At 37.4% G+C, this 25,400-nt stretch carries 20 protein-coding genes; 1 reads left to right on the top strand and 19 read right to left on the bottom strand.

The annotated features are described in order from the left end of the window. Nucleotides 1-5 precede the first annotated feature (5 nt). From T323_RS0116220 to spoVK, 4 genes are all read right to left on the bottom strand, one after another. A complete protein-coding gene (locus T323_RS0116220) occupies nucleotides 6-392 on the bottom strand; it encodes a MerR family transcriptional regulator (RefSeq protein WP_026674195.1) in 387 nt (128 codons plus the stop codon). Between the two features lie 110 nt (nucleotides 393-502). Next, nucleotides 503-1,771, bottom strand: a complete 1,269-nt coding sequence (locus tag T323_RS0116225) for a methionine gamma-lyase family protein (RefSeq protein ID WP_026674196.1) — start codon at nucleotides 1,769-1,771, stop codon at nucleotides 503-505. A gap of 9 nt (nucleotides 1,772-1,780) precedes the next feature. Further along, on the bottom strand, nucleotides 1,781-3,049 hold the full coding sequence (hflX, locus tag T323_RS0116230; protein WP_026674197.1) for a GTPase HflX: 1,269 nt from the start codon (nucleotides 3,047-3,049) through the stop codon (nucleotides 1,781-1,783). Nucleotides 3,050-3,098: 49 nt separating this feature from the next. Beyond that, entirely contained in the window at nucleotides 3,099-4,052 is a 954-nt protein-coding gene (gene spoVK / locus T323_RS0116235) for a stage V sporulation protein K (protein ID WP_245613749.1), read from the bottom strand. 206 nt (nucleotides 4,053-4,258) lie between these two features. Between spoVK and T323_RS0116240 the strand changes: the two genes are divergently transcribed. Then, entirely contained in the window at nucleotides 4,259-5,224 is a 966-nt protein-coding gene (locus tag T323_RS0116240) for a tyrosine-type recombinase/integrase (protein WP_026674199.1), read from the top strand. Nucleotides 5,225-5,304: 80 nt separating this feature from the next. Here T323_RS0116240 and hfq read toward each other — a convergent pair whose 3' ends face one another. The 15 genes from hfq to T323_RS0116315 form a co-directional block, all read right to left on the bottom strand. Further along, nucleotides 5,305-5,541, bottom strand: a complete 237-nt coding sequence (gene hfq, locus T323_RS0116245) for an RNA chaperone Hfq (RefSeq protein WP_026674200.1) — start codon at nucleotides 5,539-5,541, stop codon at nucleotides 5,305-5,307. Nucleotides 5,542-5,571: 30 nt separating this feature from the next. Then, complete coding sequence (miaA, locus tag T323_RS0116250; RefSeq protein ID WP_026674201.1) at nucleotides 5,572-6,513, bottom strand: tRNA (adenosine(37)-N6)-dimethylallyltransferase MiaA; 942 nt, start codon at nucleotides 6,511-6,513, stop codon at nucleotides 5,572-5,574. A 15-nt stretch (nucleotides 6,514-6,528) separates the two neighbouring features. Then, complete coding sequence (locus tag T323_RS0116255) at nucleotides 6,529-7,302, bottom strand: class I SAM-dependent methyltransferase (RefSeq protein WP_026674202.1); 774 nt, start codon at nucleotides 7,300-7,302, stop codon at nucleotides 6,529-6,531. A 250-nt stretch (nucleotides 7,303-7,552) separates the two neighbouring features. Beyond that, on the bottom strand, nucleotides 7,553-9,418 hold the full coding sequence (mutL, locus tag T323_RS0116260) for a DNA mismatch repair endonuclease MutL (protein WP_026674203.1): 1,866 nt from the start codon (nucleotides 9,416-9,418) through the stop codon (nucleotides 7,553-7,555). Nucleotides 9,419-9,431: 13 nt separating this feature from the next. Next, on the bottom strand, nucleotides 9,432-12,029 hold the full coding sequence (mutS, locus tag T323_RS0116265; protein WP_026674204.1) for a DNA mismatch repair protein MutS: 2,598 nt from the start codon (nucleotides 12,027-12,029) through the stop codon (nucleotides 9,432-9,434). 169 nt (nucleotides 12,030-12,198) lie between these two features. Further along, on the bottom strand, nucleotides 12,199-12,771 hold the full coding sequence (locus T323_RS0116270) for an outer spore coat protein CotE (protein WP_026674205.1): 573 nt from the start codon (nucleotides 12,769-12,771) through the stop codon (nucleotides 12,199-12,201). A gap of 826 nt (nucleotides 12,772-13,597) precedes the next feature. Continuing rightward, nucleotides 13,598-14,020: a YlbF/YmcA family competence regulator gene (locus tag T323_RS0116275; RefSeq protein WP_026674206.1), complete on the bottom strand. Its 423-nt coding sequence runs from the start codon at nucleotides 14,018-14,020 to the stop codon at nucleotides 13,598-13,600. Beyond that, nucleotides 14,021-15,631, bottom strand: a complete 1,611-nt coding sequence (gene miaB / locus T323_RS0116280) for a tRNA (N6-isopentenyl adenosine(37)-C2)-methylthiotransferase MiaB (protein WP_026674207.1) — start codon at nucleotides 15,629-15,631, stop codon at nucleotides 14,021-14,023. It abuts the gene before it with no gap. Nucleotides 15,632-15,787: 156 nt separating this feature from the next. Then, a complete protein-coding gene (locus T323_RS0116285; RefSeq protein WP_026674208.1) occupies nucleotides 15,788-16,654 on the bottom strand; it encodes a 2-oxoacid:ferredoxin oxidoreductase subunit beta in 867 nt (288 codons plus the stop codon). Then, complete coding sequence (locus tag T323_RS0116290; RefSeq protein ID WP_026674209.1) at nucleotides 16,655-18,397, bottom strand: 2-oxoacid:acceptor oxidoreductase subunit alpha; 1,743 nt, start codon at nucleotides 18,395-18,397, stop codon at nucleotides 16,655-16,657. 379 nt (nucleotides 18,398-18,776) lie between these two features. Then, a complete protein-coding gene (locus T323_RS0116295; protein ID WP_026674210.1) occupies nucleotides 18,777-19,037 on the bottom strand; it encodes a stage V sporulation protein S in 261 nt (86 codons plus the stop codon). Between the two features lie 107 nt (nucleotides 19,038-19,144). Beyond that, the gene (gene ymdB, locus T323_RS0116300) at nucleotides 19,145-19,939 is read right to left on the bottom strand and encodes a 2',3'-cyclic-nucleotide 2'-phosphodiesterase (protein WP_026674211.1); all 795 of its coding nucleotides are present in this window, start codon (nucleotides 19,937-19,939) and stop codon (nucleotides 19,145-19,147) included. Between the two features lie 161 nt (nucleotides 19,940-20,100). Then, nucleotides 20,101-21,672 (bottom strand): ribonuclease Y, encoded by a 1,572-nt coding sequence (gene rny / locus T323_RS0116305; RefSeq protein ID WP_035179055.1) that lies wholly within the window; start codon nucleotides 21,670-21,672, stop codon nucleotides 20,101-20,103. 364 nt (nucleotides 21,673-22,036) lie between these two features. Further along, nucleotides 22,037-23,089: a recombinase RecA gene (recA, locus tag T323_RS0116310; protein ID WP_026674213.1), complete on the bottom strand. Its 1,053-nt coding sequence runs from the start codon at nucleotides 23,087-23,089 to the stop codon at nucleotides 22,037-22,039. A gap of 706 nt (nucleotides 23,090-23,795) precedes the next feature. Next, nucleotides 23,796-25,397, bottom strand: a complete 1,602-nt coding sequence (locus T323_RS0116315) for a DEAD/DEAH box helicase (RefSeq protein WP_026674214.1) — start codon at nucleotides 25,395-25,397, stop codon at nucleotides 23,796-23,798. Nucleotides 25,398-25,400 lie beyond the last annotated feature (3 nt).

The following is a 25,400-nucleotide window of genomic DNA, read 5'->3' on the forward strand; positions in this document are numbered from 1 at the left end:
ATTGTTTAATGAAAGAAACGAGATAATTGTCCTTGAATGATGGACGCTTTTCCATTTCTTCCTGCCATGAGCAACTCGTTTTTCAAATGTTTTCGTAACTCTTTTTCACTAATTTCAGGCTGTGTCACTTCTGAAGGTTCTATATGTTGTCCTTTTATTGCTAGTAATTCTTTAATCCCTGATAGATTAACTCCTTTTTCAATTAACGCTTTAATCTCAAGAAGTTTATCTACATCATGAAAGGAAAACAGACGTTGATTTCCATTTGTCCGGACAGGGTGCACTAATCCATGTTCCTCATAATATCGAATTTGCCTTGCCGATAATTCTGTTAATTGTTTAACAATTCCAATTGGAAACAATGGCATCGTTCGACGTATTTGGTCATTCATCGTGTTCCCTCCTCCTTCATGATACTACTAGCATAATAGATGTACGTAATAGTGTCAACAGATGTTAGATAAACTAACATCAAAAAGTGACTCATTTGTTAGCTTTCCCATCACAGCTCGATAAATCCCTCATCTATTAAACGGTCAACCGCTTTTAAAACAGCAATTTTCACATGTGCATATGTTAAGCCACCTTGAACGTATGCCCGATATGGCGGACGTAATGGGCCGTCGGCTGTTAATTCAATGCTTGCCCCTTGAATAAACGTTCCAGCTGCCATAATGACAGGATCTTCATATCCCGGCATCGGACTTGGTGTTGGAATTACATGTGAGTTAATTGGCGATGCTTTTTGAATCGCTTGACAGAAAGCAACCATACTTTCTGCACTTGAAAACTCCACTGCTTGAATTAAATCTGTTCGCATCTCTTCCCAACTTGGACTTGTCTTCATTCCAAGCAATTGTAAACAAGCCGCGGTAAACAAAGCCCCTTTTAACGATTGTCCAACAATGTGTGGTGCAAGAAAAAATCCTTGATACATTTCAAGCAAACTGTATAAAGATGCCCCTCCTTCTGCACCTATTCCTGGTGCAGCAAGACGATAAGAGGCTAAATCAATTAGATCTTTCCTTCCTACTAAATAGCCACCAGTTTTTACAATTCCTCCACCTGGGTTTTTAATGAGTGAACCTGCAATAATATCTGCTCCTACATGACATGGCTCTTTTGACTCCACAAATTCTCCATAACAATTATCAACAAACACAATGACATCTTCTTTTACTGCTTTGACTGCTTGAATCATCTTTTCTATTTCTTCAATAAAAAAAGAAGGACGACTTGCATACCCTTTCGAGCGTTGAATGCCAATGACTTTTGTTTTTTTCGATATCGATTGCTGTACTAAATGAACATCAACAGAACCATCTTCCTGTAATGGAATAACATTGTAACTTATCCCAAATTCTTTGAGTGAACCATTATTTTTTCCACGAACACCTACGACTTCTTCTAACGTATCGTATGGTGCACCTGTTATATACATTAGCTCATCCCCTGGACGCAAAATGCCAAATAAGGCAGTGGCAATTGCATGTGTACCTGAGATGATTTGAGGTCGAACTAAAGCCGCTTCCCCTCCAAACACATCTGCATAAATTTGCTCTAACGTATCACGGCCGACATCATCATATCCATATCCAGTTGATGGGGTAAAATGAAAATCAGAAACTTGATGTCGCTGAAAAACATCTAAAACACGCAATTGATTTTTTTCAATCATTTTGTCAATCTCAACATGTGACTTTCTTATTTTCTCCTCTGCTTGCATTGCAATGCGCTCAATCGATTCTTTATGTGTAAATGTCTCGTACATGATGGTCTCCTACCTATTTTTAAAATTCTTTAATAGCGGGGCTAATGAAACATCCGGATGAACATACCCAGTCAATTCATAACCTTCTTTTTCTTCATTCCATACTTGTTCTTCAAGTACAGATTCTTGTTTACATCTTGCTAATAATTTTCCATCCTCTGCTGGAATAAATACCCGATAAAATTCCAATTGGTCTTTTAACATGTTTTCTACTTCTTGTTTTAGCATCTTCAAATCATCTGTTTGAAGGGCTGAAATGAGAATACTGTTTTTCGTTTGCAGTAAATTTTGTTCATTTACTATTTGATCGGCTTTATTGTAAACCGTTAACATCGGAATATGAGTTGCTTTTAACTCTTTTAACAACTTCATGACCGTCTTCTCATGGTCTGTATGGTTTGGGTTTGAACCATCTACAACATGTAATAATAAGTCCCCTTCGACTACTTCTTCTAATGTAGAGCGAAAAGCAGCAATTAAAGCGGTTGGCAAGTCTTGAATAAACCCTACCGTGTCAGATAAAAGAACCGTAAGACCCGATGGTAACTTCATCCGTTTTGTTGTTGGATCCAACGTAGCAAATAATAAATTTTCCTCAAATGTCTCTGCTTCTGTTAGCCGGTTTAATATTGTAGACTTTCCTGCATTCGTATACCCGACAAGTGTCACTTGTAGCACTTGATTTAATTTTCGACGTTCACGATATCTAGAACGATGTGTTGTAATGGCTTTTAATTGTTCTTTGATATCATCCATTCTTCTGCGAATATGCCGGCGATCTGTTTCTAATTGTGTTTCCCCAGGACCTCTTGTTCCAATTCCACCACCTAGTCGGGACAGTGCTAAGCCACGCCCTGTTAATCGCGGCAATAAATAATTTAACTGTGCGAGTTCAACTTGTAATTTTCCTTCTTTGGATTGGGCTCTTCTAGAAAAAATATCAAGAATTAATTGTGTTCTATCGATAATACGCGCATCACACGCTGCACTTAAATTGCGAACTTGACTTGACGTTAACTCATCATTAAAAATGACTAAATCAGCCTCATGTACTTCAACTAATTGTGCTACTTCTGCTACTTTTCCTCGTCCAATATAGGTTGCTGGGTCAAGCTTGTCCCTTTTTTGTGTGACGGTCGCAGCGACAACTCCCTCTGCCGTCCCTGTTAATGATGCTAATTCTTCCATCGAATATAAAAACGCCTCTTCTGTTACCGCTAGTGTATGGCAGCCAACAAGAATGGCGACTTCTCGATCTTGCTCTTTTGTTTCAATCAAAGAAAAACCTCCTCATTTCTAATTATAAAGTAAAAAGACGTTCATCCGTTTATGAGAACGGATGAACAGTGGACTTTTCAAATTCAAAATCACGGCCATCAAGCGTCGCTAGCATGTTACGGTCATGACTTTTTTCAACAAGTAGTCGAACAGCTTGCTTCCGAATCGCTTGCTCGATAATATTTCGTACAAATCGACCATTGCTAAATGGCTGAGTTTTATCTTCTTTTCCTTTTTTCACAAGCTCTCTTATTTTTCTTTCCCCGTCTTTCGTAATTAAATACTCTCTTTCAGCTAACATTAATTCCGTAATTTTCATGAGTTCTTCAGTTGTATAGTCTGGAAAATCAACAGTTAAAGGAAATCTGGATGGTAACCCTGGATTTAAAGACATGAAATAGTCCATTTCCTTTGAGTATCCTGCTAAAATTAAAACAAAATCATGTTGCTGATCTTCCATCGCTTTTACAAGTGTATCGATTGCCTCTTTTCCAAAATCTTTTTCTCCACCACGAGATAAAGAATAAGCTTCATCAATAAATAAAATGCCACCACTCGCTTTTTTTATCACTTCTCTCGTTTTTTGTGCAGTATGTCCGATGTATTCACCGACTAAATCGGCTCTTTCGACTTCAATTAAATGACCTTTCGATAATACTTCCATTTCATGAAAGAACTTAGCGATTAACCTTGCTACTGACGTCTTACCAGTGCCAGGATTTCCTTTAAAAATCATATGGAGAGCTTGCTTTGAGGCTTTTAAACCATGCTCTTTCCGACAGTTATTAATATATAACCAAGCATATACTTCTTTTAGAAATTGCTTAATATCCGAAAGCCCGACTAAGCTTTTTAATTCATTTTCAATCCGTTCTAACACGTAATGCTTGTCGCGCTCCTCCTCATTAAGGAATTGAAATTGATTGGCCTGCGATGATTTTCCTCGATTCTGATTTAACACAACGTTGATTTGACTTCTTCTGCGAGTCATTGCTGGATTCATCACCTTTCACCCTCCTTCTTTCCCCTTACCCTCACTATACGCAGCTTTACTTGTTTTGTGACAAATGCCTAGGAATTTTTTCGTTTTTCTTTAGGCAAGGTAAGAATATTGCTGTGATTTCCTGATGTGTTAAAAGATATGTTTTCTTTCCCTTTAATGGGAACGATTGGTATAATAAAGAAAACTGATATGTAGGGTGTGATGTTGTGGAACTACTTAGTCAAACCATTCCCGAATTTGAAAGTTATTTAACCTCATTACAAGAAAAAGGACGACGCCCCTCAACATTAAGACGTTATTTTTATGACTTAGAAGATTTTTATCGTTGGTGTGAAACGACACTTTCTATTTCAAGTGAAAAATTGACAACGTTAACGACTACCGACTTGCAATTATTTTTTACCTATTTAGAAGAAGAACGGAAATATGATGCAAAAACGATTAAACGATTTGGTACCGTTTTAAAGCAATTTTATATGTATTTGGTAGATGCAAGAGTTATTACAACAAACCCATTTATCGGGGTTACGTATAACAAAGAAATTGATAATCAATTAAAAGAATCAGACATTTTAACCGAAATAGAACAAAAGAAGCTCTTTGCTAGTATTCGTTCCCCACGTTTTTTAACAGAAAATCAATTAAAAGCAAGGTCTTTTCTCAATGATCGTAATGACAGTATCATCCGTTTAATGCTTTTATATGGTTTAACACTACAAGAATTAACCTCCATCACGATGAAAGACGTGCATTTTGAAACCAATACGCTCGACATCATCACAGACACAACACAAAGTCGGCCTCTTGTTGTCTCACATGAAGATAAACAACTTCTTTATACTTATTATACGACAATTCCAACCCCAGTTAGACCTAGATACTATAGTGATGATCCTTTCTTTGTTGCATTTGACTTTCAACGCAATACATATCGGTGGTCATATGAAATCGAACGACCAAAAGCGCTGACAGATATTGCGGTTCAAAAAATGATTCGTCAGGAAGTGAGACGTGCGTCTCTTCGCAAAGGAATTTCAGCGAAACACTTTCGCCACACGTTTGCCATTCATTCTTTAAAAATCGGGCTTTCTCTTTCTGAATTACAAGAAAAGATGGGATTAAAAACAGTACAGTCACTAGAACGGTATCTCCTATTTTTAGAACAAAGATAAGATGTTTGTGAATTTGGAACGCCCGTAATGAGTTAACTCATTACGGGCGAAGTTCACATGATTATTCATAAACATTTGAATTACGACTGGTCTGACTCAACATTTAATTGAACATTCCGTTGCGGAGCAAATGTTGAAATCGCATGCTTATACACAAGTTGTTGTTTGCCTTCACTCTCTAAAATAACAGTGAAGTTATCAAACCCTTTAATGAGACCTCGTAATTGAAAACCATTTAACAAGAAAACGGTAACAGGAATATTTTCTTTGCGTAATTGGTTTAAAAATTGGTCTTGAATGTTTACGGATTGCTTCATAGGTACAGTCCCCCTCATATTGTCTATAGTTTAGTTCGCTTTTTTTTCTAGCTTTCCTTCTATGAATTTGCTTATTTTTACAATATTTTCACTCATCGGAGCAGAAGTTACATCAAACCATGTCACATCCGCCTTATTCCGAAACCACGTTAACTGCCTTTTGGCATACCTTCTTGAGTTTTGCTTTAAGTTCATAATCGCTTTCTCTACTGAAACACGTCCTTCTATGTAATCATAAATTTCCTTATATCCAATCGCTTGGACAGACTGGCAATTCCGAACTCCCTTATTATATAAGAACTGAGCTTCTTCAATCAATCCTGCTTCAATCATCTTGTCCACACGTAAATCGATTCGTTCGTATAATTGTTTTCGGTCCATCGTTAAACCGATCATCGCTAAATGATACGGAGACGGTTTTGCTTCGTCTTGACTATACTGTTCCATTGTTTTCCCTGTGACACGATACACTTCTAATGCCCGAATGACTCGGCGATGATTGTTTGGGTGGAGTGTTTCATAGCTTTTTCTGTCAATGTTTTTTAATTTTTCATGTAAAGCTTCTTTACCATATTGTATAGCAAAATGTTCTAGTTCCTCCCGATACTTTTCATCGGATGGAACATTCGCAAACTGGTATTGATGTGTAATCGCTTTGACATAAAGACCAGTCCCACCAACTAGAAATGGTACTTTCCCTTCATGATTCAACCTCGTAACTAATGGGAGTACCGTTTGTTGGAACTCAGCGACAGAAAAAGACTCTGTTGGTTGTTTAATATCGATAAGATGGTGTGGAACATCCCCCATTTCTTCTGTTGTAATTTTCGCAGTTCCTATATCCATCCCTTTGTATACTTGCATGGAATCACCACTAATGATTTCACCATTGAATAGTTTCGCTAAATCCACACTCATTTTAGTTTTCCCTACTGCTGTTGGTCCAACAATAACTACTAAGTTTTCCTTCATTATGACTATCCTCATTCAATCTATCATGATATATCCAAAGTGATAAGAAGCGCTTTTTCGTTTAATAACCGTAAATCCAAACTGATCAAAACGATTGCTTTTCCAATGGTCTTTTAACACAACTTTCCTTTTGGCTACTCGTTTTGCTTGCTCTATCGTTTCTATGTTGAGCGTATCATGTATGGCCATAGATTTCAAAACTGAAATTCCATCTGATTCAAGATTACTTTGTTCAAACATCGGATCAAAATAAACAACATCAAAACAATCATCTGGATATTCTTTTAACAAGTCTCGTGAATCTCTATGAATAACATCAACTCGTTCCATTGCTTTTTTTATCCCTGGATGAGCAACCTCAAACGAAGGTAAACCTTGTTTGACGAGATAGGCAATCATAGGATTCCCCTCAATCGCTGTAACATGTCCTTGCTCCCCAACAACATAACTAGCAACGATACTATCAGATCCTAATCCAAGTGTACAATCAAGTACACTTTGCCCACTCGTTAAAGAAGATGCCTCAATAAAAGGGTCAGTTTCCCCGTTCATTAGCCGTTTAATACGGTACATAGCAGAGTTAGGATGAAAGAAAAACGGCTCTTGGCTTTCGGTATTGTAATAAAAAAGTTTGTCTGAAACGATAAGAACATCCGTACCGTATGCCGTATACAATGTTTGCATGGAGCGGTCGCGTCGGTCGATATAGCAACAACCTAACTCATTGGCTATTTGTTGCGCACGCTCTTTATATTTCAGCGCTGTTTTCATTGCTGTAGTGACTATCACATAAAATCTCCCAACATTTTCATAATGTTTGTATTATAGATGTTTTTTACAACGAGTGCAATGTTACGAAAGGAGGATAGTTTTAGAATAAAAACAAATGATAAAATTTTCTCCGAGGAACACAGCACATAATCAGACATTTGTCCCGCTATTGTAAGAAAATAGACTTGTTATGTCGTTAATTTCGTTCTATAACGGAACAGATGTCTGAACAAGGTGATATCGCGGTTTAAAAACCTCACACTATTGGTTACATTACACGCTTAAACATTTTCTCCATTTCATATGTTGAAATTGTTACTATGATAGGACGCCCATGTGGACACGTAAACGGGTCTTCACATGTTCGAAGAGACTCAAGGAGTGCAAACATCTCATCTTGTCGCAAATGGCGATTAGCTTTAATGGAGCCTTTACATGACATCAAAATGGCAGCTTCTTCTCGGAATTTTTTTATATCTATTTTTTTCTTTGTAATCACTTCTTGAACAAGAGCTTGTATCGTTTCATGTTCTTCACCTTTAGGAAACCAAGTCGGGTGGGAACGGACAATATAGCTTTGACGTCCAAATGACTCAAGAAAAATCCCCACTTTTTTTAAGGCTTCTTCATGCTCTTCAATAATCATTTTTTCTGCATGAGTGAATTCGAATGTATACGGGACTAATAATTCCTGAACTTCCGGACTAACCTCCCCTACTTTTTCACGAAAATACTCATACTTAATTCGTTCTTGTGCAGCATGTTGGTCAATAATATATAAACCATTATCATTTTGGGCTAATATATAAGTCCCATGCATTTGTCCGATTGGATATAAAACAGGGACACGCTCACTTGCCTGACTGATTGAAGTAGGAACATCCTCTGTTGTTTCTTTAACTACGTCTTCTTGTTGTTCCCTATTTATGTCCTTTACTTCATCTTGTTCATGGTAAACAGCTTCAATCTCCTCGTCCCATTTTTCAGTCTTTTCGTCTGTTTCCACTGTCTGAACAGAAACTTCTGGTGGTTTCTGCTCCGGCATAGGAGCTGTCTCTTTCACTTTTTCATTTGAATGTGAAAAAGTAAAACTAATTTGTTCTGATGGTAGTTTCGTTTGCTTCGGACGAGAAACTTCAGGAATGAGTTGAACTTTTTTAAAATGCTGTTGAATCACTTCTTTTATCAGGCCCATCAACTCTTCTTCTTTACTTAATCGAACTTCTAGTTTCGCTGGATGAACGTTGACATCAATCAATTGAGGGTCCATCGTAATATTTAAAACAACTAGTGGAAATCGTCCGATAGGCAACAATGTATGGTACCCTTCTTGTATCGCTCGTGCAAGGGCATAGTTTTTAATAAATCGGCCATTTATAAAGATAGACATATAGTTTCTTGAAGCTCTTGTCACTTCCGGTTTAGCGACATACCCTGAAATCGTGAAATCCAATGACTCACCTGAAATTCTCCCCATTTGTTTTGCTGTTATTCTTCCATAAATGGCAGCAATGACTTGAAGTTGGTCTCCATTTCCACTTGTATGCAATAGCTCTTTGTCATTGTGAAGCAATTTAAAGGAAATCGCTGGGTGTGCTAATGCCAATCGGTTCATCACGTCGGTTATATTTCCTAATTCCGTATGAATCGTTTTTAAATATTTCAATCGAGCAGGCGTATTATAAAATAAATTCGTTACTATAATTTCCGTTCCTTTTCTACTTTTTGTAGAACTTTGTTCAGTAATGACACCACCTTCTAATTGAATATGTGTCCCTGGCCCTTCTCCTGTACTCGTATTCATTTCTAAAAAAGAAACGGATGCAATACTCGGTAAAGCTTCTCCACGGAAGCCTAATGTAAGAATTGAAAATAAATCTTTATCCGTTTTAATTTTACTAGTAGCATGCCGATAAAACGCCGTTTCTACATCTTCATTTTCAATGCCATGCCCGTTATCTAACACACGAATCTTTGATAATCCGCCTTCTTCTACTTCAACTAAAATTTGACTACTACCAGCATCGATTGCATTTTCTACTAATTCTTTTACAATCGATGCCGGTCGTTCTACTACTTCTCCGGCTGCAATTTTATTTGATAGATGTTCATCTAGCTTAACAATTTTCGCCATCATCTATTCACCCTTATTTTTTTAATTTCTTTTGAAGCTCATTTAATTGACGAAGGGCTTCGATTGGAGTTGTATTTAAAATATCTAGTTCTTTTAACTCATTTAAAATAAGCCTTTCTTGTGAAGACATTGGTTTTCGTTTCTTGTCTTCTAGCTTAGTTTCTTCAAATAATGAAAGCTGCTCAGGCTGCTCCAAAACAGGTGTCATTTTCGAATATTCTTGGAATTGTGCTTTTGATTGTTGTTCAAATTCAGTTAACAGTGAGGATGCCCGCTCTATTACCTTATGTGGCAATTCCGCTAACTGAGCAACATAAATCCCATAACTTCTATCGGCTTGTCCATTAATGACTTTATGAAGAAAAACGATACGCCCTTCTTCTTCAATTGCTGACACATGAACATTTTTTACTTTCTCTAACTCTTTTTCAAGGGCCGTTAACTCATGATAATGAGTAGAGAACAATGTTTTTGCCCCTATGTTGTTATGAATATATTCGATTATCGATTGTGCTAATGCCATTCCATCATAAGTTGATGTTCCTCTACCGATTTCATCTAGTAAAAGTAAGCTGTCTTGAGTCGCTTTTGTAAGCGCATATTTTGTTTCTAGCATTTCAACCATAAACGTACTTTGTCCACGAGCTAAATCATCAGCAGCTCCTATTCTTGTAAAGACTTGATCAAAAATCGGTAACACTGCTTTTGTTGCAGGAACGAAAGACCCTATCTGCGCTAAAATCGATATTAACGCTAACTGTCTCATATACGTACTTTTACCTGCCATATTGGGCCCTGTAATGAGTAACATTTCCCGTTCACTATTTAACTCCACATCATTGGCTACATATTCACCATTTGCAATTACTTTTTCCACGACAGGGTGACGACCATCGACAATCGAAACTTCTCTGTCTGTTGAAAAAATAGGACGGACGAAATGCTGTTTTTCACTCACAGTAGCAAAGCTTTGCAGAACATCAAGTGTACTAATACTTGTAGCAATTTGTTGAAGCTTTGAAATGTATTGTTTTACTTCTTCTCGAATACTTAAAAACAACTCATATTCCAATTGTTCCATTTTCTCTTCTGCTTCTAATATGAGTGCTTCTTTTTCTTTTAATTCAGGAGTAATATAGCGCTCTGCATTTGTTAACGTTTGTTTTCGCTCATACCTACCTTCAGGGAGCAAATGTAAATTCGCCCGAGTGACCTCAATATAATAGCCGAATACTTTATTAAATCCTACTTTTAAAGATTTAATTCCCGTTTCTTGTCGTTCTTTTTGCTCTAATTCAGCAATCCAAGACTTCCCGTTTAAACTCGCATCACGATACATATCTAATTCTCTATGATAACCCGTTCGAATCATCCCACCTTCTTTTATCGAAAAAGGAGGATCTTCTACAATGCTTTGTTCTAGTAGGTCACATAATTCTTCACAACAATCAATGGTAGACATCAACTCATTTAAGTAAGGATTATTGACTTGTTTGCCGGTTTGAATCATCTTCGGCAATTGAGACAATGATTTTCGAAGTTGAACTAAATCTCTAGCATTGACATTTCCATAAGCGACACGTCCAGCTAAACGTTCTAAGTCATAAACGTTAGAAAGCTCGTCTCTTATTTCTTCTCGAACAAAATAATCATCAAGTAACGCTTGAACAGCACTTAGACGTTGTTCAATCATCCCTTGGTCAATGAGTGGTCTCTCAACCCATTTCTTGATTAATCGTCCTCCCATCGCCGTTACGGTTTTATCTAGAACCCAAAGTAAAGACCCTTGTTTCTTTTTATCACGCAATGTTTCAATTAGCTCTAAATTTCGCTTTGAATGATAATCGATTTTCATATATTCGTTTGTCGCATAATATTGAACAGGTTGAAGATGGTCTAATGAGCGTTTTTGCGTTTGAGTTAAATAATTGCCTAGTCTAGCGAAACATCGCTCTAACTTAGGTTGTGTAATATATTGACATAACGGGATAAAAGCAGGTGCCAATTCCTCATTTTCTTCATAGGATACTGTAATTGATAGGAATTGTTGTAAATGGTCTATATGTTGCTTTTGTAAAGATGGATCAACAACCACTTCTTTTGCGCGGATAGTCGCTACTTCTTGCACAACTTCATCAAACGAGCCCGTAATGATTGTGACATAATTTTCACCGGTCGTAACATCCGTTCTTGCAATTCCATAACTCCCATCTTGAAAGTCTGTAATAGCCACAATATAATTGTTTTCTTTTTCCTGTAATACTTTCCCTTCCATTACTGTTCCAGGTGTTATCATTCGAACGACTTCACGTTTTACTACACCTTTTGCTTCTTTCGGATCCTCTACTTGCTCACAAATTGCTATTTTATACCCTTTTTCAATTAATTGCATAATATAATTTTCTGCAGAGTGATAGGGAACCCCACACATCGGGATTTTTTCCTTATCTCCTCCACGTGCAGTTAATGTAATTTCAAGTTCTTGAGCTGCTTTGACTGCATCCTCAAAAAAAAGTTCGTAAAAATCACCAAGTCTAAAAAACAAAAAGGCATCCTCATATTGTGCCTTTATTTGTAAATATTGTTTAATCATCGGAGTATGTTCTGCCATTCCTGTTCCCCCATGTTTCTCATAATCTATCGTTTATTATAACATAGAGTTTTTCCTTACGGATTCACCTAACATTTTTTATACACTTTTTTCGTCAAGATTGTTTACCGACTAATCCTAAAAAGAGGGAAGAGTCAAAATCATTGACTCTTCCCTCTCTACTTTTGCATTATTCTTCTAAATCACCCATTAAGAAGTTTGGGTCTAAATCTTCAAATTCTTCATCTTCGACTTGTTCTGCCCAATCTTCTGGTTGAAGCTCTTCAATTGTGCCTTCAGGTGATACGGCAACATTGATTTTCGTTTCCCCTATCACTTCAACTAAAAATTCTCGTTCTACCTGAACAACTACAGTAGAGCCATTTGGCGAAATCGTTGCTTCTAGTGTGTTTGGTTGTTGAACAGCACGAGCAATAACTTCTACATCGTCTGATAACACATTACGATCGCGAACCGCTAAAGGGACAACATCCGTATAAGTAACTGTTTCTGTGGCTACTTCTGTCTTCGTATTGTTGTTGTGTGAAAACCATACGTTAATGTCGTAACTCCCAAGAACCTCTACTGCATCCCCTTTCTTTGCTGCTTCATATTTATGATTAATAATCCAGCAGCCGAGAATGCTCGTGGGCTTTTGTGAAGGGCAAATTGTATGACTTGCTTGAGAGAACTTTCTCCCCTTACCACAAACCGCTTTCGTAATAATTTCTCGATAATTTAGTTCCTTGTCTGTCTGTGACATGCATAAACCCTCCTCATTCTTATCCTAAAGAAATCTTGGCTAGCGCCTGCTACGGAGCGGTGGCCTAGATACCTGTGGTCAAATTTGACCGTTGTTAAAAAACCATATTGTTTTCATGATGCTCGTATTCTTACACAAAAATGGTCCGCCAATCTTCCTCACTCTATCCTATGCAGGGCAAATGACCAGTGTGCGAAAAATAGGTATGAATCGTTTCCTTCTGTAAAATCAAGTTGATAATTACGAGTAATCTATACAACGATATGTACGATTCAAACGCTTTATGAGCATTTTTCAAAAAAACTTGCCTGTTTTTTCTTTTTTATTTCTCAATACGGTCGGTTTTTTCCACTCCTTCCCCCTTATTGCAAATTCCATAGCGTTAGGACATTACTTCATACTTATGATGAAAGTGGGAGAGATATGCAGGAAACCCAAGGAAAACTTAGATGAAAGCCAGAACAAATTCTCATTTTTGCGGTCAGAGCAGCCGTTATTTGTGAACATTATGCGGGTTTCCGTTTTTTTAGCGGCCACAGGAGCACTTATTCACGCAAAATCAACGCTATTCCGAGCGATATATTATGATTAACTGCTCCTGTGTCCACCAATGTTCCAAAACGCTAGCAATGTTCACAAATAACGGTTTTCATGGCCGCTTAAATTACCACAAACAACAAAATCGCTTGTATCATAGTACCCCAAACCTCTAATTCATTCTAAGAATCTATAAGCGCATTGTAATCCACAGGTCGACTATTTTATAGTTTCCTAAACAATGGAAAAAGCAAGAATTAGAATTGTCTAATCCTTGCTTTTAGTCGAATTAATGGCCGCAACCATCAAACGGATTTTTTTTTGTTGTTCCTTTTAATAAATCGCCATCCATTGCTTTAATGATTTCGTCCGTAACCGTATCAGATATCGTTACAGATACAAGTTGCAACAATTGATTAACTTCAGTTTGACTTTGTTTAAATTGCTGCACAAGCGGAATATCATCAATTTCATCTTGTAATTGGTCAATACGCTCTTCTACTTTTTTTAAAGCTTCAGATTTGCCGTAATGTTGAAGATTTACTGCTTCTTTTTGTTCTTTTTTAATTTTGCCGATAATTTCTTGCACTTTAATATTTTCATTAATTTGCTTTTCAGCTTGTTTAAAAAAATCAACTTCTTCAGTTTCAGCGATCATTTTTGCTAATTCTCTCGCTTTATTCATAATTTCATCTTTTGTATAGTTCCCCATCTATTTCACCTCTGCTACTTCTACCAATTCTCCATTTAAAGACCATGTTTTGGCATCTGTTATTTTCACATAAACGATTTCACCGATCACTGATTTAGATGCTTTAAAGTTGACTAATCGGTTAGTTCTCGTTCTTCCAGATAACACATCTGGATTCTTTTTACTTTCACCTTCAACGAGAACTTCTACAACTTTGTCTTGATATTCCACATTTTTCTTCGCTGATATTTCATTTACAAGTGCATTTAAGCGTGCTAAACGTTGCTTTTTCACTTCTAACGGTACATTGTCTTCCATTTTTGCAGCTGGTGTTCCTTCACGTGGAGAATAAATGTACGTATATGCACTATCAAATTCAATTTCTTTAACAAGTGATAATGTTTCTTCAAATTGCTCTTCCGTTTCATTAGGAAAACCGACAATTAAATCAGTCGTAAATGAAGCATTTGGAATGGCCGTCTTAATTTTTGAAGCAAGCTCAATATACTGTTCTCTCGTATATTTTCGTGCCATTAATTTTAAGATTTCAGAGTTCCCATGCTGCACAGGGAGATGAATATGTTCAACCATATTTCCACCTTTTGCTAATACTTCAATGAGTCTATCATCAAAGTCGCGAGGATGGCTTGTTGTGAAGCGAATTCTCGGAATGTCAATGGTACGCAGTTCGTCCATCAAATCTCCTAAACCATAATTCTGGTCCAAGTCTTTTCCATATGCATTCACATTTTGACCAAGTAACGTAATCTCTTTATAACCTTGGCGAGCTAAATCGCGAACTTCAGCAATGACATCTTCTGGCAAACGACTCCGCTCTTTTCCACGTGTATAGGGGACGATACAATACGTACAAAATTTATCGCAACCATACATAATATTAACCCATGCTTGCGTGTTCCCTTGCCGTGCTCGCGGTAGGTTTTCAACAATGTCTCCTTCTTTTGACCATACTTCAATCACCATTTCTTTTCCAAAAATTGCTTCTTGAAGTAAATGAGGGAGACGATGAATATTATGTGTTCCGAAAATCAAATCAATATGCTGGTGTTTTTGCATAATCCGATTAACGACCGCTTCTTCCTGCGACATACAGCCGCAAACACCAATGATTAATTCTGGACGCTCTATTTTCAAAGGTTTCAAGTTCCCGATTTCACCAAATACTTTATTCTCTGCATTTTCACGAATTGCACATGTGTTTAATAAGATAATATCTGCTGTATTTGTATCTTCAGTTTCAGTAAAACCCATCTCGAGTAAAATCCCAGCCATGTTTTCCGTGTCATGATAGTTCATTTGACAACCGTACGTTCTCACTAAAAACGTTTTTCCTTTTCCGATTGTTTTCATTTCAGGTGGAATTTCATAACTTAAGATTTTCGTTTCTTCTTTCCCACGACGTTTTCCTTCTTTATAATCAGGCTGTTCTTTAATTAATATGTCTCTTCCATTAATACGTAATGTTTTACTACCATCATCTTTTGTTTCTATTTTTGCTTTTGTAAAATCAAAATACTGACTATAATCCTTTTTGTTACTCGAGGATTTTAAGTCCTGTGTAACATCTTCATCAGTATTAGTTATCTTACCTAAGCGTTGATCTTCGTTCATAACAAGCTCCTTTCTTCTTTCATTGCTTATTAGTCTATTGTAAACATACAACTACCCATTATAAACCTCAATCTATAAACAAACAATACGATTTCGTGATAGATTTGTTACAACAAATGAAAAAAGCGCCAAACATGGCGCTTTTTATTTAAAAACTTACATGAACTCTTCCATTAACTGGTTGAATTTTTCTTCATCTAATGACAAGTCTTGGGCAGCTAATGATTTTTCATCATAACCAATTACTAAGTCTTGGTATGATTTCTTTTCTGTATCTTGGTAAATTAATCCTGTAACTAATCCGTTGTTTTCCATTAATGTTTGCATTGCTGTCATTCTATTGTTCGGGTCATATCCTTCAATATCAGACAACTTCACAAGATTTTCTTTAAACCAGTCATATGTGTTTACTTTATTAAACGTAACACATGGACTGAATACATTAATAAGTGAGAAGCCTTTATGATTAATTCCTTGTTCGATTAACGATGTTAACTCTTTTAAGTCACTAGAGAAACTTTGAGCAACAAAAGTCGCACCCGCTGTTAAAGCAGTTTCCATAACATTTAATGCTGACTCAATCGAACCGCCTGGTGTACTTTTTGTTTTAAAGCCCATTTCACTACGTGGTGATGTTTGACCTTTTGTTAAACCATAAATTTGGTTGTCCATAACAATATACGTAATGTCAATGTTACGACGAATAGAATGAATCGTATGACCCATACCAATCGCAAATCCGTCCCCATCTCCACCAGAAGCAATAACTGTTAATTCACGATTGGCCATTTTAACACCTTGAGCAATTGGAAGTGCACGACCATGAACACCGTGGAACCCGTATGAATTAATATATCCAGAAATACGCCCAGAACATCCAATTCCAGATACAACAGCTAAATTATCAGGCTGTAAACCAACGTTTGCTGCTGCACGTTGAATGGCTGCTTGAACTGAAAAGTCTCCACACCCTGGACACCAGTTTGGTTTTACTTTATTTCTAAAATCCTTAAAAGTTGCCATTTAGACCAACTCCTTGCATTGAGTATGAATGTCAGATGGTAGGAAAGGATTACCGTCATACTTAAGTAAGCTTTCAATTTTCGTTCCGCCAACATTCATTTTGATGATGTTTGCCAATTGAGCTGTACCATTGTTTTCAACAACAACTACTTTTTTTGCTTTGTCCATTAATGGTTGCAATTCTTCCGTTGGGAATGGGTGAAGCAAACGAATTTGAGCATGGTTTACTTTAATACCATCTGCTTCAAGACGAGGCATCGCTTCATTAATCGTTCCACGAGTTGAATTGATTCCAACAATGAGTAAGTCTGCTTCTTCATGTGGTGCATTCGAATAAACAGGTGTATCATATTTTAAATGAAGATCATTTAATTTTCGAAGTCGCTTGTCCATTTGTGCTACCCTGTTTTCAGGACTTTCAGACGGTTTACCCGTTTGATCGTGCTCAACACCGGTAACATGATGGATACCATTTTTCATACCAGGAATAACGCGAGGAGATACCCCATCCTCTGTTACTTCATAACGTTTATAATACTCTCCATCAACACGTTCTGGTAACTCGGCAGCTAAATCAAGCTTACCACGGCGAATCTCAACTTTACTGTAGTCTAACGGCTCAACCGTTTGCTTACCTAATGATAATGCAAGGTCAGTCACTAAAATAACAGGACATTGATATTCTTCTGCAATATTAAAAGCTTCTACCGTGTCATAAAAAGCTTCTTCTACAGTACTCGGGCACATAACCACTTTTGGAATATCTCCATGCGTACTATACAACATAGCCATTAAATCAGATTGCTCTTGTTTTGTTGGAAGTCCCGTACTTGGACCACCACGTTGAGTATTTACAACAACAAGCGGTGTTTCTGTTATACCAGATAAACCTAATGCTTCTGCCATTAATGACAATCCAGGACCTGCAGATGCTGTTAATGTACGAACACCGGCATAGTTTGCGCCAATAGCCATTGTACATGCAGCAATTTCATCTTCAGTTTGGATAACTGTTCCACCAAACTCAGGAAGTTTTTTAATTAAATATTCCATAATCTCAGATGCAGGTGTAATCGGGTATGCTGGCATAAAACGACAACCCGCTGCTACAGCTCCCATAGCAATTGCATCGTTTCCAATTAAAAACATACGTTTTTTTCCATCAGCTTCTGCTAAATAGAAATCACCAATTTGGTCAGCCGCTTCTTTTTTGAAAAACTCAGCTCCAGCTTTAATAGCTTCCATGTTTTTCTCAACAACAGACATCCCTTTTTTCTTGAAAATGCCTTCAACAACTGGACGGTACCCTTCTGGTGACAATCCTAAAATCGCACTTGACGCACCAACCGCAACCATGTTTTTCATTAGCGATGTGCCTAATTCATTTGCAATTTCAGTAAATGGAACCGCATACAACGTTGCTTTCGTACCCTCTGGTATCGTCGGGTTAAACTTCGCATCGGCAACAACAATTCCACCTTCACGTAACTCATGGACATTGACATCAATTGTTTCTTGGTCAAACGCAACTAAAATATCTAAATCATCAGAAATAGCATTAAGAGGAGTTGTACTTACACGAATTTTGTTATTCGTATGTCCTCCTTTGATACGGGAAGAAAAGTGACGATAACCGTATAAATAGTATCCTAGTCGATTTAATGCAATAGCAAAGATTTCTCCGGTACTTTCAATACCTTCCCCTTGCTGTCCGCCAACTTTCCAAGAAAGTTGATTGATCATTATTCTCCACCCCTTTGGCGTTTTAAAAAAATAGCAATGGTTGTACTTCTATAAGAATAACATATTTCCAAGTAATTCACTAGAATTACTTGCAATAAACAACACATTGTACTCTAATTAAAAATATCTACTAAACGATTCTAATAATAGACCTATGTTCAGCAAAAATCAATAGGTATGCAACATTTTATTACAAAATAGTGACAAAATTATCGATGTATATATTTTCTTATAAATATCCTTTAAAAATACATAAACTTCAACTTAACAATTGAAAAATTGTTCTTATTTGTTATCCTGTCCTTGTAAATGAAACTTATAACGAAAAAAATCAAAAAAAAGACCCGTTTACTATGTTTGAGTAAACAGGTGTATCCGATTATCTTGGTTCTACAATTAATTTGATCGCAGTACGTTCTTCACCATCGATTTGAATGTCAGTAAAAGCGGGTACACAAACTAAATCAATACCACTAGGGGCTACAAAACCTCTTGCAATTGCAATTGCTTTTATTGATTGATTTAGTGCTCCTGCTCCAATGGCTTGAATTTCTGCTGCGCCTCTTTCGCGGATTACTCCAGCTAGAGCCCCTGCAACTGAATTAGGTGTAGATTTTGCTGAAACTTTTAATATTTCCATTTCTTGAACCTCCTTAGTGATGAATAGTGCTGCTTACATACTATATTCACGAAATACATCAATATTCCTGCATCAAAAAGGATATTTTCTAAATATTCTAATTTTCTTTACTCAAATAATGGTTTGTCATCATTAATTACGATACGTTCAATAGCCGTAGCTAACCCTGACTTGTCATTAATCGTGATGACAACACCGTTTAATTGGGTACGACCTTTTGCTACTTCAAAGCGTGCAGGCAAATTAGTAAGGAACTTATACAAAACAGGCTCACGATCAACTCCTAAAATCCCATCATATGGGCCTGTCATACCAACGTCTGTAATATAAGCTGTTCCTTTGTGAAGTATTCTTTCGTCTGACGTTTGGACATGGGTGTGTGTACCAACTACCGCCGATACTCTTCCATCTAAATACCATCCCATTGCTATCTTTTCACTTGTGGCCTCTGCATGAAAATCTACAAAAATAATCGGCGTCCGTTTTTCTACTTCAGCCAAAATATCGTCTGCTTTTGTAAAAGGACAATCATTTGGTGGAAGAAACGCTCTCCCCATTAAATTAACAACAGCAACTTCCATATCATTTATTTTTACAATTGTATATCCTTGCCCTGGTGTTCCTTCTGGATAGTTTGCAGGGCGGACAAGTGCAGGTGCCCTTTCAATAAACTCAAATATCTCTCGATTATCCCATGTGTGATTCCCTAGTGTGACAGCTTGTGCACCTGCATCTAGAAAACCTTTATAAATTTTTTCTGTAATTCCTTTTCCATTTGCTGCGTTTTCACCATTTATGATCGTACATGTTGGTCGATATTTCCGCTTTAATTTTGGGAGATACTCTTCCACCATCTCCCGACCGGGCGAACCAACAACATCTCCGATAAATAAAATTTTCATTGTTTGACTCCTTTTTTTACCATTACCTTTATCATAATTAATTTTTCTTTATTTTTCAATCATTGCCCATAATTTCTTGAATAAACTTCCAAGCCTCACTGCTATACCAAAAGTTTTAACTTTCATTAATGTCAAAAAAATAAAGTGGTTAAATAACCACTTTATTTTGCATACTCAACTGCCCGTGTTTCACGAATGACCGTCACACGTATATGACCAGGGTAGTCAAGTTCATCTTCAATTTTCTTCGTAATATCCCGTGCAAGTTTAAATGCTTGTGCATCATCAACAAGATCAGGCTTTACCATAATTCGAACTTCTCGTCCTGCTTGAATCGCATATGTTTTTTCGACACCTTCAAACGATTCAGAGATTTCCTCAAGTTTTTCTAATCGTCGAATATATGTTTCAAGTGTTTCTCTTCTCGCTCCTGGTCGAGCTGCACTTAAAGCATCTGCAGCTGCAACAAGGGATGCAATAATCGAAGTTGGCTCTGTATCACCATGATGTGAAGCAATACTGTTAATAACAACAGGATGCTCTCGATATTTCGTGGCTAGTTCTACACCAATTTCTACATGACTTCCTTCAACTTCATGGTCAATTGCTTTCCCGATATCATGCAGTAAACCTGCACGACGCGCTAACTGAACATCTTCTCCAAGTTCAGCAGCCATTAAACCAGCTAGATATGCTACTTCCATTGAATGCTTTAATACATTTTGTCCATAGCTTGTTCTAAATTTGAGTCTACCTAATATTTTTATTAGGTCAGGATGTAAGCCATGTATTCCCATTTCAAATGTCGTTTGCTCACCGTATTCACGAATGGCTTCATCTACTTCTCGACGTGACTTATCAACCATTTCCTCAATACGTGCAGGGTGAATTCGTCCATCTTGAACTAGCTTCTCTAAAGCTGTACGTGCGATTTCTCGACGAATCGGGTCAAATCCAGAAAGAATTACTGCTTCAGGAGTATCATCAATAATCAAATCAATTCCTGTTAACGTTTCTAATGCACGAATGTTTCTTCCTTCGCGACCGATAATTCTTCCTTTCATTTCATCATTTGGTAAGCTTACGACAGAGACCGTTGTTTCAGCTACATGATCAGCTGAGCAACGTTGAATGGCAAGTGATAGGACTTCTTTCGCCTTCTTGTCTGCTTCTTCCTTCGCCTGGGTTAAAATCTCTTTTGTCATAATAGCAACTTCATGCGTTAGTTCTTGCTTAACTTCTTGGCGAAGTGCTTCTCTTGCATCGTCACGAGAAAATCCAGAAATTCGCTCCAGTTCAGCCTGTTGCTTGTTCAAGATTTCCTCCACTTTGCTATCCATCTCTTCAATTTGTCGTTGTTTTTTGGCGAGAGATTCCTCTCTCTTTTCCAAAGATTCCTCTTTCTTGTCTAGAGTTTCACTTTTCCGATCAAGGACCTCTTCTTTTTGTACCAAACGATTCTCTTGTTTTTGAATCTCATTTCTACGTTCACGAATCTCGCGTTCAGCTTCTGTTCGAAGTTTATGAACTTCATCTTTCGACTCAAGGATCGCTTCCTTTTTACCGGCTTCAGCTTCACGCTTAGCATCTTCAACAATTTGCTTTGCCGCATGTTCCGCACTAGAAATTTTCGCTTCAGCAATGGATTTTCTAACAAGATATCCAACAACTGCACTACCTGCAGAGACAACAAGCAAAATGGAGATGATGATGAAAATGTTAATATCACCCATACTTTTCACCTCCTCTTGCTATCTAATTGTTGGTTCCATAAAATTTCATGTCATTCATATGAATTAAGAACTTACACAATAGAAAATAATACTATGAAATACGACATTTAGTCGTATTCTTTTTAATTGTATAGTTGGATATAATGATTGTCAAGCATTGACAATCTTCACACATTATGAAACTAGAGCTTGCTACTATCTCATACTTTGTTGTTTTTATTCGTTCCATTACGCTACAGTCTCCCTAGGTCCGCCTGTTGGCGCTTAGAGTGGCTTTAACTCAACTCACTACTAGAAATAATGATTCAAATCCAGCCTAAAAAAGTAGCGAACTAACATTCGCTACTTTTTTCTATCTTTATGGTTATTCTTTTCCTGACAATAAATCTGTAAATTCTTCTGGTTCACCCGCGGGTTCAACTAATATTTCACCATCAAGGCCAAAGTGTGCTCGAATTTGATTTTCAATCGTTTCTGTGATCGATTCATTTTCTTTTAAAAACTGTTTTGCGTTTTCACGGCCTTGCCCTAATCGTTCTTCATTAAATGAATACCATGCTCCACTTTTTTGAACGATATCAAGTTCAGACCCTATATCTAAAATAGAACCTTCTCGTGAAATTCCTTCTCCATACATAATATCAACTTCAGCTGTTTTAAACGGAGGAGCGACTTTGTTTTTAACAACTTTAATTTTTGTTTTACTTCCGACCATATCATTACCTTGCTTAAGTGTTTCTGCACGACGAACTTCTAGGCGAACAGAAGAATAGAATTTTAAAGCACGACCACCTGGTGTTGTTTCAGGATTACCAAACATAACCCCTACTTTTTCACGAATTTGGTTAATGAAAATTGCCAATGTTTTCGATTTACTGATTGCACCTGAAAGTTTTCTTAACGCTTGAGACATTAATCGGGCTTGTAAACCTACATGACTATCTCCCATTTCCCCTTCGATTTCCGCTTTCGGCACTAATGCTGCTACACTATCAATGACAATAATATCGACTGCTCCACTTCGTACTAATGCTTCTGCGATTTCAAGAGCTTGTTCTCCTGTATCTGGTTGAGATAAAAGTAATTCGTCAATATTTACTCCTAATTTTTGTGCATAAACAGGATCAAGTGCATGCTCAGCATCAATAAATGCCGCTTGCCCACCGTTTCTTTGTGTTTCCGCAATGGCATGAAGCGCAACCGTTGTTTTACCCGATGATTCTGGACCGTATACTTCAATAATTCGGCCACGTGGATATCCACCAACACCTAGTGCAATGTCTAAAGCTAATGCTCCACTAGACATTGTAGAAACACGTTGATCCGCATGTTCCCCAAGCTTCATTATCGAACCTTTTCCAAATTGCTTTTCTATTTGTCGAAGTGCCATATCTAATGCGGCTTTGCGATCACTCATTTATATCTCTCCTCTATTTTTTCTTGCTATCTAGCAAGCAGGTATAATCTTTTTTTAACTTTCTCTATCATACATCGTTTTCGTCATTTTGCCAATAGTTTTTACGAACATTTATTCGTATTTTTAAAGAAAAAAGTAAAACGTTGTCCATGTCAAAACGTTTATGGATGAAATAAAGAAAACCTGAGGGCATCTTTTCATTCAAGCGAAGTGTATGATGAAACAACAAACACATCCCATGTCCCATTTTTGCGGTCAGAGCAGCCGTTATTTGTGAACATGATACGGGTTTCCGTTTTTTAGCGGCCGCCGGAGCGCTTATTCACGCAAAAGCCACTCTATTCCTAGCGATATATTATGATTAACTGCTCCAGTGTCCGCCAACGTTCCAAACGCTAGCCATGTTCACAGATAACGGTTTTCCTGGCCGCTTACTTACCATAATCAACAAAATTGCTAACGCGATAAACCCGCCCAAGTGTTGATTGATTCACTTGGGTCTTTTCTTTCAAACGAAGTGCGGAGCCCTGCCCGCTTTTGATAGTGAACCACAAGTGCTCTTCTTGGGGTGAAACGCGCAGGGGCGCAGCCTTCGCTCTTCTTGAATAAGCTTTCAAAGCTTCGCTGCTAGACCAAAAATTTTATACTTTCTCATCTTTCAAAAAAAAAAGAGAGCCAGGTAGACTTTCTTCTACCTGGACTGTCTTTACTTATTAAACGAGCGAGGTTCACGCTTCGGTCTTGGCTTAGCAGGTTCAAGATTAATTCTTGCTCCATTGATTCTTGAATGACGAAGGGCTTCATAAACAAACGGGGCCACTTCTTCAGGTACTTCTACAAACGTAAATTTATCAAAAATATCAATTCGACCAATAGCTTTTCCAGGAATTCCTACAAGCTCTGCAATTTCATCCACTAATATTTTCGGACTCATATTCACATTTTTACCGACATTGATAAAGAACCTGACCATCCCTTTTGCGCCACCGGTTTCTCCGAAATTATAGCCATCATCTTCGCCGACCGCATCATTCACAAATGCAATTTTCATTAAAGCTGAAATAATTGATTGTGGAGAATGTTCTTCAAGGAGTTCATTTGTTAAATTTTGAAATAATTCGTTATCTTGGCCTTCTACAATAGTGGCTTCAATTTGTTTCTTCCATGATCCTTGTTGTTTTTCAACAACTTCTTCAAACGTTGGAACATTAGAAGAAGGAATCGCCATTTTAATTTCTGCTTCAATAGATCGTAAGTGCTTCATTTCTCGCGGAGTGACAAGGGTTAAAGCTAATCCTTTACGACCCGCTCGTCCTGTACGTCCAATACGGTGAACATAACTCTCAGGATCTTGTGGAATATCATAGTTAATGACATGTGTTACATTATCCACATCAATTCCTCTAGCGGCAACATCTGTTGCGATTAAAAACTCAATCGTAGAATCGCGAAATTTCTTCATTACACTATCTCGTTGCATTTGCGTTAAATCACCATGAAGTCCATCCGCAATATAGCCTCTAGCTTGAAGTGCCTCTGTTAATTCTGCCACACCTTTTTTTGTACGGCAGAAAAGAATACCGAGCTCAATTTCCTCACTGTCGATAATCCGACAAAGCGAGTCAAGCTTATTTCGTTCTAACACTTTATAATACACTTGGTCAATAGAAGGAGCCGTTACTTCACCACGATTGATGGAAACGACATCTGGATTTTGCATGTACTTATAAGATAATTTTTTGATAGGTGGTGGCATTGTCGCAGAAAATAACAATGTCTGCCTTTCACCTTTTGCTTGTTTTAAAATAGCCTCAATATCATCAATAAAACCCATATCAAGCATTTCATCCGCTTCATCCAAAACTGCGGTATGAATTCGATCCAATTTCAATGTCTTTCTTCTTATGTGGTCCATAATTCGTCCAGGTGTCCCAATGACAACATGAACGCCTTGCTTTAGTGCTTTAATTTGATGACCAATGGATTGACCACCATAAATCGGAAGAGTACGAATCTTTTTGTATTTTGATAATTTTTGAAGTTCCCCAGATACTTGAATAGCCAATTCACGGGTTGGCGTTAAAATGATCGCCTGAATAAACTGGTCTTCTTCTTTCACTTTTTCAATAACAGGAATCCCAAATGCTGCGGTTTTCCCTGTCCCAGTTTGAGCTTGTCCGATGACATCTCCACCTTTTAAAATTAACGGGATGGCTTTTTCCTGTATAGGAGAAGGTTCTTCAAATCCCATATCCTTAATGGCTTTCATCACTACATCCGATATTTCAAACGAAGTAAAATAACTCATTTT

Source organism: Alkalihalobacillus bogoriensis ATCC BAA-922, assembly GCF_000621445.1.
Taxonomy (GTDB): Bacteria; Bacillota; Bacilli; order Bacillales; family Bacillaceae_F; genus Bacillus_AO; species Bacillus_AO bogoriense.